Origin of the sequence: Floridaenema flaviceps BLCC-F50, assembly GCF_041929275.2 — a bacterium.
In the GTDB taxonomy this organism is placed as follows: Bacteria; Cyanobacteriota; Cyanobacteriia; order Cyanobacteriales; family Aerosakkonemataceae; genus Floridanema; species Floridanema flaviceps.
The window spans coordinates 48,792-59,785 of record NZ_JBHFNR020000002.1 but is presented as its reverse complement, the minus strand read 5'-3'; the positions used below and the strand labels follow the sequence as shown (position 1 = coordinate 59,785).

The 10,994-nt window shown below is 39.5% G+C and carries 11 protein-coding genes and 1 pseudogene; 9 read left to right on the top strand and 3 right to left on the bottom strand.

All coding sequences use genetic code 11. From position 1 onward, the window contains the following. The first annotated feature begins 13 nt into the window (after positions 1–13). Together ACE1CI_RS19970 and ACE1CI_RS19965 are read left to right on the top strand one after the other, a co-directional pair. On the top strand, positions 14–574 hold the full coding sequence (locus ACE1CI_RS19970) for a hypothetical protein (protein WP_413262486.1): 561 nt from the start codon (positions 14–16) through the stop codon (positions 572–574). A gap of 69 nt (positions 575–643) precedes the next feature. Continuing rightward, positions 644–1,033, top strand: coding sequence for a hypothetical protein (locus ACE1CI_RS19965; protein ID WP_413262487.1), 390 nt, complete (start codon positions 644–646; stop codon positions 1,031–1,033). Positions 1,034–1,048: 15 nt separating this feature from the next. On the opposite strand, the gene ACE1CI_RS19960 is transcribed toward ACE1CI_RS19965, so the two are convergent. The 3 genes from ACE1CI_RS19960 to ACE1CI_RS19950 form a co-directional block, all read right to left on the bottom strand. Next, on the bottom strand, positions 1,049–1,654 hold the full coding sequence (locus tag ACE1CI_RS19960) for a hypothetical protein (RefSeq protein ID WP_413262488.1): 606 nt from the start codon (positions 1,652–1,654) through the stop codon (positions 1,049–1,051). A gap of 24 nt (positions 1,655–1,678) precedes the next feature. Further along, positions 1,679–4,165: an HAD-IC family P-type ATPase gene (locus tag ACE1CI_RS19955; RefSeq protein ID WP_413262489.1), complete on the bottom strand. Its 2,487-nt coding sequence runs from the start codon at positions 4,163–4,165 to the stop codon at positions 1,679–1,681. A gap of 392 nt (positions 4,166–4,557) precedes the next feature. Beyond that, complete coding sequence (locus tag ACE1CI_RS19950; RefSeq protein ID WP_413262490.1) at positions 4,558–4,878, bottom strand: YkvA family protein; 321 nt, start codon at positions 4,876–4,878, stop codon at positions 4,558–4,560. 246 nt (positions 4,879–5,124) lie between these two features. Here ACE1CI_RS19950 and ACE1CI_RS19945 point away from each other — a divergent pair. From ACE1CI_RS19945 to ACE1CI_RS19915, 7 genes and pseudogenes are all read left to right on the top strand, one after another. Next, positions 5,125–5,754 (top strand): annotated as a pseudogene (locus ACE1CI_RS19945) (MotA/TolQ/ExbB proton channel family protein); the annotation flags it as partial. Positions 5,755–6,433: 679 nt separating this feature from the next. Beyond that, positions 6,434–7,198 (top strand): biopolymer transporter ExbD, encoded by a 765-nt coding sequence (locus tag ACE1CI_RS19940; RefSeq protein WP_496615638.1) that lies wholly within the window; start codon positions 6,434–6,436, stop codon positions 7,196–7,198. Positions 7,199–7,439: 241 nt separating this feature from the next. Next, on the top strand, positions 7,440–7,796 hold the full coding sequence (locus ACE1CI_RS19935; protein ID WP_496615636.1) for a phage holin family protein: 357 nt from the start codon (positions 7,440–7,442) through the stop codon (positions 7,794–7,796). A 254-nt stretch (positions 7,797–8,050) separates the two neighbouring features. Continuing rightward, complete coding sequence (locus tag ACE1CI_RS19930) at positions 8,051–9,973, top strand: protein kinase domain-containing protein (RefSeq protein WP_413262494.1); 1,923 nt, start codon at positions 8,051–8,053, stop codon at positions 9,971–9,973. Positions 9,974–9,983: 10 nt separating this feature from the next. Then, positions 9,984–10,328 carry a hypothetical protein gene (locus tag ACE1CI_RS19925; protein WP_413262495.1) on the top strand — a complete coding sequence of 115 codons (345 nt, stop codon included), beginning with the start codon at positions 9,984–9,986 and terminating at the stop codon, positions 10,326–10,328. Next, positions 10,325–10,528: a hypothetical protein gene (locus ACE1CI_RS19920; RefSeq protein ID WP_413262496.1), complete on the top strand. Its 204-nt coding sequence runs from the start codon at positions 10,325–10,327 to the stop codon at positions 10,526–10,528. The genes ACE1CI_RS19925 and ACE1CI_RS19920 overlap by 4 nt, the downstream gene beginning before the upstream one ends. After that, positions 10,525–10,746: a type II toxin-antitoxin system HicB family antitoxin gene (locus ACE1CI_RS19915; protein WP_413262497.1), complete on the top strand. Its 222-nt coding sequence runs from the start codon at positions 10,525–10,527 to the stop codon at positions 10,744–10,746. The genes ACE1CI_RS19920 and ACE1CI_RS19915 overlap by 4 nt, the downstream gene beginning before the upstream one ends. Positions 10,747–10,994: the final 248 nt, after the last annotated feature.

Below are 10,994 nucleotides of genomic sequence, written 5' to 3'. Positions count from 1 at the left end.
CCGGAGAGCCAAGATGTCAGGGAAAGACGCTTATTGCACTGTCAAGCTGTTAATGCGAAAACATATTAAGTCCGTTAAGGATCATCCTCATCTGTTAGTGGAGCAAAAAGACAAGTACGTTAACTTATTATGGACTTATAATTTTTTGAGTACCCTGTTACGTAAGAATGAAGAATTTATCGCTTTGTGTATAGATGAATTTAATAGCCGAAGTCTGCATCATTCTTCCCCAAATGCCAGTTTTGATGAAGTAAAGTTTTTGTCTGAACCTGATGCCGTTCCCTATTGGGAAATTGTTCGCGATATTGATTTGGGTATACTGAACGGTTATCTAGATTATTGGAATTTAATCGAAGAATTAATTATCACCGATAAGGCTAACGAAGAAGATGTAAACAAGCATTTTAAAGTATTAAAATATATTTTAAATGAAGTGATAGCTTCTGACTGTTTTAGCGAACGGTACAAAGGAAGACTTGAGGAAAGATATATTCAACTTTGGGATAAGCGTTTGTTTTTTGCAGCACAGAGTAAGTTAGCCGCCCTAGCAGCAAATCTTTCTAATAGTCAATAATGCCTTTTTTTGGAGCAACTACTCACTGGAAAAATTTCTGATTCATTAAACTTTAGGAAATTAGGTTCTATGGAATACGTTTACTATTTCGCCAATGCTAGTTTAACCCTGCGAGTTATAGAATACTTGAATTCTCGACCCTGGTTAGCAATTAATTTTATTACCGTGATTCATGACTTAGATGGCTGGGTAGTTAAAATCAAATTTTTGGGGCATTTAAACTCAGAAGAAGAAGGGGATTTTCGGGCTGTCTTAGATGAATTTGGGATTTCTTATCAACCGGAAATTCAAGTTAAAATGGCAATGTGGGCTTTGGAAATTGGAAAATCTCCCCTCTATGTAATTGCCAATTATCAGGTAGCTGTAGTTGCTCACGGTAGCCCAAATACGGCAGAAATTGAAGAGTTTTGTAATCAATTTATTGAAGATTTAGGCTACTCTCCTCAAACACTTCTGTAAAATTTGTTCATGTAATTACTTACACTTTATAGAATTTAAAACAGCTAATGCTTTTTGTTTGGCATTTTTACCGATCGCTTGTACTTCTACAATTAGTCTTTGATCGTTGACAATGGTACTAGCAGTAAATTGTATTGCTGGTATATTGGAAGATTTATCTTCTAAGGTGTAATTGCCTTGTTCAATGGTGACATCGATCGGTTCACCGCAAAATTTCATGTTTTGGCTATAGGAAGAAACAACTTCAAATTCTGTTGGTGTTGGTTGCAGCGGAGTTGTGAGTCTTTCTATGTCTTCTTGGTTTTGAGTATCGCGGTTTAAAGGTGTTTGCATCACAAATATTTCCACATCAGGCGGTGAGGTTTTGCTTTGAACTTTGGCAAGTTTAATTCCGGCAAATTTGATGCCGTATTCCCCTTGAGAACCACCCGGAATGCGATAATCAATAATGCTTTTTGCTACTGCTTCGGCTCGTTTGGGATCTAGGGCGTTATTATAAGCTTTTATGCCTAATCCAATGATACCTGTAGTGACTAGGGCGATCGCACCCCCAATAATCATCACCCAATCTAACAACTTAACTTTATCTAGTTGACTTGGTGTTAACGGCTCATTGTTCATTATTAATTAATTACCTATAACTTCCTAATACAAATCTATACCCAAAAACTTATCCAAAAATCTGGTTCGCCACATAAATCTTACTATCACACACCATTCTAATGCTACAAAACCCATAAACAAATAATCAAGAATTCCAAAATGCCAAAGTTCAAAAAATTTCCGTAAAGGCGGCACAGATATTATTACAATATATACTATTAGTAAACCTAAAGCAGTGATTGTATATCGCCAATCACCACTTAGTCTTTCCCCGCCCACCCAAGCGTTAGTAGGTGGTTTCAAAAAGAGAATGAGGAACAATTGGCATAAAATTAAAATTGTTGCTAAAGCACTGCGGGGAATCGAATAATCAACTTCGGAGATCTCGGCACCAGGCGGTAAATCTAAAACAGCCCATACTAAATAATATAAATAAACTAACAGAGCAGTTAAGGTAATTGTTATAGTAGCCGGAATAGTAAAATGCAGCATTGACTGTACCATACTCCGCCTTGGGAAAATTCCAGGTTTTGCCCAAATGGGAATGCAAATTGTGGGTAATCCGACACCAATTAAGGAAACTAAAGCACTTTGTTTATTTTCCAAGGGGAAGCTATCAGTAACAATCGCTGTGGCAAAAATTAGTAAAGTCACACAAAATACCCGTACTAAAAACAATTTTAAAACATCAAAAATGCCATTGCGAATCCGTTGTCCTTCCAAAAAGGTATAAGGTAAAACGCCAAAAGAATCTTTGAGTAATACAATATCAGCTATGCCCCTAGTGGCTTTACTACCGCTTTCCATTGCGATCGCTAAATTTGCCCTTTTTAAGGAAAGCACATCATTTACCCCATCCCCAATCATGGCTACATAGTGTCCAGTTTTTCGCAAACTCTCGACTAATTTAGCTTTTTGTTCGGGAGTAATCCGACCAAAAATTGTGCTATTTTTTGCAGTTTGGGTAAATTCAATTGGGCTCATTTGCTCTAATTCTTGTCCCGAAACTACTGCTAAATCATTCCCTAAACCCGCTTGTTTTGCTAATGCTGCTACAGTTTGGGGATGATCGCCAGAAATAATTTTAATTTCAATTCCAGCTTTAGCAAAACCCTGAATAGTTTCGTAAGCTTCGGGGCGCAATCGATCGCTAAAACTAATTACTGCTAACGGAATTAAATTTGCTGGTAATTCTACCTCGGTTGGTTGATTATTTGTTTCCGAATGCCAATTTTCTACGGCGACAATATCGGCACTATAAGCAAATAAAACAACTCGTAAACCTTTGTTAGTTTCGGCGGCAATATATTTACTTATTTCGGGATTTAAATCGAGATTTTTTGCCAGAACTTCCGGTGCGCCTAAAACATAAATACTTGGTTTTAATGTGTCAGCAAAGGCGATCGCACTCCATTTACGACTAGAAGAAAAAGGTACTTCAGAAAAGAGCGATCGCTCTTTTCCCGGACAAGCTAAACCAAGGGCATCACTAGTTTTATTTCCCACTTTAGTAGCAGCGGCAAAATCTCCTAAAAGCGATCGTAATTCCCCTTCATCAATATCTAAAGGATAAATCCTTTCTAAATTAATTTCATTAGTTGTTAAAGTCCCCGTTTTATCCAAACAAAGCACATCTACATTACTCAAAGATTCCACCGCATTCGCTTGCTGAATCAACACATTCTGCCCGATCATTTTCACCGCACCTAAGCCATAAGCCAAAGTAATTGCTAACAACAACCCTGCTGGTACTAACCCCGCAATTACCGCAGCCCTTTGCAACAAATCCGATAAAGAATAGGAACGACTCAGAAAACTAATACTAACTAAAATCCAGAGAAAGCAAGCAATTAACATAAAAACTCGAATTACTACATTAATTTCTCTCTGGAGAGGTGTTAAAACCTGACGAAAAGCTCTCGCACCAGTTGTTAATTGATAAGCTAATGTTTCTGTTCCCACCTTTTGCACTTCACAGCAAGCACTACCACTAACACAGAAACTCCCAGAAAAAACTGATTCTCCGGCAAATTTCCGAATCATATCTGATTCACCAGTTAGCAAAGATTCATCAACCTCCATGATACCTTCGCCAACTACCACGCCATCGACAACAATTTGATCTCCCGCTCTAACTAGTAGGATATCTCCCAAAACAATCTCTGCCGGATCGATGTTCTTTTCTTGACTTTCGCGAAGTACAGTAACTTTTGGTCGGTTAAGTAAAGCAATTTCATCTAACTTTCTTTTTGCCCAAATTTCCTGGCAAATATTAATTAATATTCCCCCCAAAATTACCACTACTACCAGGATGCTATCGCCAATTCTACCTAATAAGAAAAATACTGCACTAATCGCAAAGAAAATCCAATTAATAAAAGTGAAAAGGTTTTCTTGAAGAATTTGTTTATAAGAACGGCTGGTCTGTAGTTTAACATTATTACCTTGTCCGGCAGCGCGGCGAGCGATCGCTTCACTCTCAGTTAGTCCGGTTAAACCATAAGTTTGGGAAATATTTGCTTGGGTCATACAATGTAATAAATAATACTGAGCAAAATCTTACTACTACAAGCGATCGGCTTACGCCCAATCGCGTTCCAGCTACTATTGCGGCAAAGCGGTAAACTAATCTATGATATCTCAAACTACGAATAAACTATTGCAGCAAGGTAGAAATAACGATACAGTTAAAAACAAGTAAAACAGGTAATAACAAACCTTCTTTCTTGGTCGCCTTCTGCCAAGTGGTACTAATTACAGCCATAATAGTGACGATTACTACAAATTTCTCGGCTGGGTTAGTCAGGCAAATTAACAGATAAAAAAAAGAATTAATTTCTGACTTAAATTGGCAAACAGACAAAACAATAAACCCTTTCACCTGCTAGGAAAGGGTTAGTTACAGCCGATGGATTTTTAACTTATTCAACAGAAACTGCTTTTACTTCCACTACTGTATCATCAACACTTTTGTTACCTTCAGCAGCGTTATCAGCAACTTCGCTAGGTTGTTGACCTTGGCGCAATTTGACATAATCGATGAAGATCTGAGATACTTCTGAAACTAACAGCGCAGTAATTGCGGCATCATCAATCCATCCCACGATCGGTATAAAGTCAGGAGCAATATCTATTGGGCTAAACAAATAAGCTAAAGTTCCTAAAACTAACCACCAGCGATATTTAGGATTACGAATTGTGCCGCGATACCAGTTGTAAAATGGTTGAATTAAATTTTTCATTGTTATTTACCCTCCAGCTACTTTCATTGTGGCAAAAGCCACATTAAGAGACTGGTGTGGATATCCGGCATCAGGTTTTGTTGCCCTTTTTAAAAGATTTCATCAGATTTTCTCAAATTATTTCAGGTAATAACCGTCATTGCTGCTCCTTATTTCTTTAAAATTTAAGTTGCCTAAGACTCGTTACCAGCGACCTGGGCGACAGAACTTTATGCAAAGAGGTAAGTACGGAGGAAACCCAAGACTGTGAACATCATAGAAATTTTCCAATTAGGTGGGCCTGCAATGTGGCCTTTGCTAGGTCTGTCGATCCTGTCATTGACCGTGATCCTGGAGCGTCTGTGGTTCTGGGCAAGAATTCTCAGCAAGGAAAGGGAGATCGTTAACCGAGTTTTAGATGCGGCGGTGCAGGACTGGGAGGCGGCGACGGAAATTGCCAGACGTGCGACCAATAAGCCAATAGGTAGATTTCTCTATGCGCCGTTGCGTTTGGGTCAACCCGATCCAGAGTTGTTTAAGCTAGCGCTGGAAAGTACAGCCCATGAAGAGTTAAACTCGATGCGCGGTGGCGACAAAATTTTAGAAGGGATTATTGGTTTAGCGCCCTTGCTGGGTTTGTTTGGTACGGTTTGGGGTTTAATTGTTTCGTTGCGATCGATTCGGATTAGCGATTTAGGAACACCTTCTACTAGTGGGGTAACTTTGGGAATTGGGGAAGCTTTGATTAGTACAGCTTCTGGGTTGGTAGTGGCGATCGTTACTTTAGCTTTCTACCGTTTGTTTCAAGTTTTGCTATTTAACCAGATGAAAATTTTTCATCGATCTGGTAGCGAATTAGAGTTGCTTTATCGTCAGTATTGGTCACAAGCTAGTTCAGGTTCAGGTCGGAAGAACAAAAAGAGAAGTAAACCACCACAAGAACCAGTAATTAAACCAGAAGAAGAAAGCGTTTCTCCTCCAAGAAACAGAGATTTTGCTCAAAGTGAATCAACAACTCAAATCCAGCCCCAAACCATTGTGCAAACTCCAGAAATAGATTCGTCTGTGGCACAAACAGAAACTTCAATAGAGGAAACTCATCCAACTGCTCCCGGTAAAACTGGTTTATTTCAACGGTTGCGAAATCGGATAAACAAGAATAATTCTGAGGTAAAAGAAAGCAATTTCACAGAAACACCGGAAACATCAACCATTTCCGATAATCATACAGATGCCACCAATGTAGCCAATGTAAAAGAAGAATCAACGACTTCAGAAGATGTCAATGTAGAAGACGATCGTGCAGATGCTAATAAAAGCAACTTTTCTTCCACTTCAGACCCGATAGTAGAAGACATTAAAAAAGATTAAATTCGCTAAAAATTTGAGTGCCGATTTATTTAGCTGCAATCATGCACTGACATCGGCACTAAGCTGTTAATCATTTAAATTTCTTGTTCAGGCAGCAGGCGGCAGCGGGGCGGGTTTTTCGCAAATTTCCCAGGCAAATTAAATTCCTCCCAGCTTGAGCAAAAATCTTGTTTCAGTACTCTTTAGTTAGGTGATTTTTGTAGCAATGAAAATAAATTTGGATAATTCATCTGATGAAGCTAGAATAGAAATTCTGCCACTAATTGATGTAATATTTTGTATACTCACTTTCTTTTTGTTGGCAGCTGTGGGTTTAACGAGACAACAAGCAATTACTGTTGATTTGCCTCAAGCCAGTAACGCGACTACACCACAAATAGCTTCTAGATTATTGGTCAGCATTAATCCCTACAATCAAATTTATGTAGAAAATCAGTTAGTAACTCCAGAACAATTAGAAGAAAAATTGCGGGAATTTAATCAAAGAAATCCCGAAGGAATAATGGTTTTATACGCTTCCAAAACAGCTTTTTATAATGATGTAGTGCAAGTTTTGGATAAAATGCAGGCTGTGGGAGGCGATCGCGTAGCCTTAGCCACTTTACCCGAACCGGAAACCTCAGAGCAAATTCCCGGTGCAGTCTCTCCACAACCCACCCCAGGTACAGGCATTCCAGGTGTCGTAACTCCCGGAACACTCCCCACCCCCACCCCTGATGCCGGAGTACCCGGAGCTCTCCCCATTCCCGCACCTGGTACACAAGTACCCGGAACGCTTCCCACCCCAGGCGCACAAGTACCCGGAACGCTTCCCACCCCAGGCGCACAAGTACCCGGAACGCTTCCCACCCCAGGCGCACAAGTACCCGGAACGCTTCCCACTCCCACACCGGGCGCACAAGTACCTGGAACTACTCCCCCTGGAACTGCTACTCCTGGCGTGACTCCAGAGAGATCGCGATCGCGTTAAAGAGATGGGGGGATGGGGGGATGGGGGGATGGGGGGATGGGGAAAAAATTTTAACTAACTACCTCCCTACCTCTTCTTCCGAGTCGCCAATTCCAACTCAAAACTCAAAACTTTCTTATTTGTACCTTCAGATGGATTAATGTTTACACCAATTTGTAGAGGAAGTTTAGAACCTAGCAATTTAACGTGATTATTGTGGTGAATTTTGCCAGCCACAGATAAGATCGGAGGTAAATTAAATATGGATTTTATTGATCTGTTAATTGCTTGGATAGTTAGCGCTTCTAGTTTGCTAATTATTACTAGATTGCCTGTTGGTGTAGAAATTGATAGTCCTGGGAAAGCTTACATTTCGGCAGCAGTTATTGGTGTGGTAGCTGCTATTGTTAGACCAATTTTAGGGTTGTTTTTCTTTATTCCTAACTTGGTGACATTTAACTTGTTTTCGGGAATTACCACATTTATTATTGCGGCTGTTACTTTTGCGATCGCAACCTCGGTAGTCCAAGGTTTTCGCCTACGCGCTGGTCTTTGGAGCGCCGTTATTGGAGCCTTAGCACTCTCCTTAGTCAGCAATTTAATTTACAGCGTTTTGTAATTTCAATAAATCGGAAAAGAACCTGACTATTTTAGTTAGGGACTGACAAATAAAAAATATCCAAATGCTTTTTGTAGGGCAGGCATCTTGCCTGCCATTGCTTTTGGGCGGGCTCTCCTGCCCACCCCACAAGACAAGATTGGATCATTCCATCGGACTCAGCTTATATCCGTAAATTTACTCATTCGGCATTACCTATCGGTGGCATAAAATAAAAGCGATGCAGAGAAATTTTGGTTGAGAGAATCACCAGTATGGGCTGCTATTGCTTGAATCCTGATTGCCAAAAACCTGTAAATCTTGATAATGCAAGGTTTTGCCAAAGCTGTGGGTCGAAGTTACGGCTGAAAGACCGCTATGTTGTAACACAACCTTTGGGGAAAGGAGGATTTGGTAAAACCTTTTTAGCAGTGGATGAACAAAGTAGAATTAGCTGTGTCATTAAGCAACTTTTACCCGAACATCAAGGAAACTTAAAAGTTAAAGAACTTTTTGAAAGAGAAGCAACCCAACTAGCTGAATTAGGTACTCATCCTCAGATTCCTACTTGGTTTGACAACTTTGAGCAAGGTCTAGAAAAAGCTGGGCAACAAGCTAATTTTTCAAATCAAAAATATTTATATATAGTGCTTGAGTTGATCGAAGGGCAGAATTTGCTTAAAGAGTTAGAACAGAGCGGAAATTTTAATGAAAAAAAGATTAGAGAATTTCTCAAAGATATACTACCAGTTCTTAAGTTTATCCATGATAAAAATGTCATTCACCGGCATATTAAGCCGGAGAATATCATGCGTAGAAACAGCGACGGCAAATTGGTGCTAATTGACTTTGGAGGTGTCAAGGAATTCACCCAAACTAATATGGGTAAAACAGGCTTAACTGGATTACATACACCGGGGTACGCACCAAATGAACAAATAAGAGGTAAGGTTTATCCATCTAGCGATTTATACTGTCTGGGTGCAACTTGTATTCATCTTTTGACGGGAATCAAGCCGGATGACGATGAGATTTATAATGCTTTTGAAGATCGCTTAATGTGGCGCGAGGCTTTGGCAAAGGGACGCATAACTATTAGCCCTCACTTGATTCAAGTTTTAGATAAGCTACTTGAGAACTTAGTGCGCGATCGATATCAATCAGCAGATGAGGTAATTAAAGAATTTATACCAGAAGTTAGATTAAGTCAATCCAGTTTGACATTTACAGCTACAAAAATAAATCAAATACTGACTCAAACAATAAAAATTACTAACTCTATTCCTGATACTCTCTTAGAAGGTAGATGGGAAGTAGCACCGCATCCCAACGATCCACCGCATACGCCAAATTCCCATGCTTGGATTTCCTTTTCACCTGCTCAGTTTGCAAGTAATCAAATTGATTGCAAAATTACCGTAGATACTAGCAAGTTACAGGCAGATCAAGCGGGTGATAGGCAGATTTTATTGTATACCAATTCATCGCCAGATACTTATACGTTAACGATTAAAGTTCAAACGGCTCCACTTCCTATTGAAACTGGAAAATTACTTTATATTTATCTTTATCTTTCTATATTGTTTATAATTTCTTTTGCTGTAGCTTGGATTAGAACTTGGCTTATAGTCGCACTTGGGGAAGCTGCGGCTCAGTATTATGGAATTACTGAGGGTTGGACGCTTATAGCTGTAGTTTATTGGGCTGGGGCTGTGATTGGGGGTATTACGGGTAAGCCTGAAGATGGTTCTGTTGCTTGGATTGGAAGTTTATTAAGGGCTCTGGTTGGAGTTGTGACTGGAATTATGATTTTACCAGCGGCTATATTTTTAGCCGGGTTCGCGGCTGGGGCTGGGGCTGCGGCTATGCCTGTGGTGGCTGTGGCTATGGCTGTGGTTGCGGCTGTGGTTATGACTGTGGTTGCGGCTGTCGGTGGATATCTAGTAATAGCATACAATATTATTTTGCAACAAAAAGTTAATAAATTTTTTTCTATATTAATTGTGCCACTACTGACAGTAGGATTAGGAATTAGCTTAGGACTTGGCTTTACAGTTGGATTTTTGAATCCATCGATAATATTGGCTCTAGCAGGAACAGGTTTACCATTAGCAACAATGATTTTGTATCCAATTTTAAGACAAAGAAAACTTATCGCAAAATATCAACAATCTCAACAACATTTGATTAAGCCTTAGTGAGGATTACATGGCTGAATTGCCAGAGGAAACAATTACAACCATACTAGATTTAATAGGAAGGCTTGCCAAGCTGATTAATCAAGCAGCAGCAACAGAGTTATCTATTTTTGAACGTTTTGGAGAAACAGAGGCAACTGCTTCCGTTTTAGAACAACTGCCGAATATTAGAGAAAGGGCAACATCTTCCTATTCACGTCTTTCTAACCTACTACTGCGAGTCTCAGAATTCCAACCCATAGCTCCTCCTGCTACATTGGAATTACTGGCGCAAACAATTGAACAAGCTGAAGCTACTGCTGATGCTGGAGAAGCGACTGTCCGAGAAGCTAAAAGTGATTGGAACCTATTATGACTCAACAACCGCCCCTTCCCGACCCGGAAAAAGTCAAGCAAACTGTTGCTAGAATGCGCGAAGTCTGTCGCCAATTTGATAACGTTAATCTGGCACTTGATGAACTGATTGCCCAAATAGAAGCAGATATTCGGAATAGCCCGTTAACTGCTTACCGCTTGGGAAAAATGAAACCTGTGATTAAATCTGATCAAGTATGAAAGATTATCACATTAATGTCTTCTACAAAGAAGAAGATGAAGGTTATATTGCCGATATCCCTGACTTAAAAAAGTGTTCTGCTTTTGGTGAAACACCAGAAGAAGCATTGCGTGAAGCGCTGATTGCTAAAGCAGCGTGGTTGGAAACAGCGAAAGCTGAACAAAAACCGATTCCTCTGCCTAGATATCGACCTGCTATATACCAAGTGGGAATATAAAATTATCTTTCAGCAAACTGTTACTAGAATGCGCTATGTCTGTAGCATATTTGTACTTAATGGCTAGCGATAGGTGAAAAAATTAACTTTTTATTTATATCTTAACTTTTTCCTAATATTGCTTAAATGATTGATATGATTTAGCTAAATGTTTGTTGGGCAACATTTTAATTGGCTGATAATTAATAGAATAGCATTTGGTTCCTGAAAACACCTTTACTTATTAAGGGGTAGGAGCTAAAAATTAA

Excerpts from the sequence above, each read along its gene's own strand:
- ACE1CI_RS19955 (WP_413262489.1), bottom strand. The coding sequence starts at position 4,165 with ATGACCCAAGCAAATATTTCCCAAACTTATGGTTTAACCGGACTAACT.
- ACE1CI_RS19920 (WP_413262496.1), top strand. The coding sequence starts at position 10,325 with ATGACTCAACAACCGCCCCTTCCCGACCCGGAAAAAGTCAAGCAAACT.
- ACE1CI_RS19940 (WP_496615638.1), top strand. The coding sequence starts at position 6,434 with ATGAAAATAAATTTGGATAATTCATCTGATGAAGCTAGAATAGAAATT.
- ACE1CI_RS19925 (WP_413262495.1), top strand. The coding sequence starts at position 9,984 with ATGGCTGAATTGCCAGAGGAAACAATTACAACCATACTAGATTTAATA.
- ACE1CI_RS19930 (WP_413262494.1), top strand. The coding sequence starts at position 8,051 with ATGGGCTGCTATTGCTTGAATCCTGATTGCCAAAAACCTGTAAATCTT.
- ACE1CI_RS19965 (WP_413262487.1), top strand. The coding sequence starts at position 644 with ATGGAATACGTTTACTATTTCGCCAATGCTAGTTTAACCCTGCGAGTT.
- ACE1CI_RS19970 (WP_413262486.1), top strand. The coding sequence starts at position 14 with ATGTCAGGGAAAGACGCTTATTGCACTGTCAAGCTGTTAATGCGAAAA.
- ACE1CI_RS19915 (WP_413262497.1), top strand. The coding sequence starts at position 10,525 with ATGAAAGATTATCACATTAATGTCTTCTACAAAGAAGAAGATGAAGGT.
- ACE1CI_RS19935 (WP_496615636.1), top strand. The coding sequence starts at position 7,440 with ATGGATTTTATTGATCTGTTAATTGCTTGGATAGTTAGCGCTTCTAGT.
- ACE1CI_RS19960 (WP_413262488.1), bottom strand. The coding sequence starts at position 1,654 with ATGAACAATGAGCCGTTAACACCAAGTCAACTAGATAAAGTTAAGTTG.
- ACE1CI_RS19950 (WP_413262490.1), bottom strand. The coding sequence starts at position 4,878 with ATGAAAAATTTAATTCAACCATTTTACAACTGGTATCGCGGCACAATT.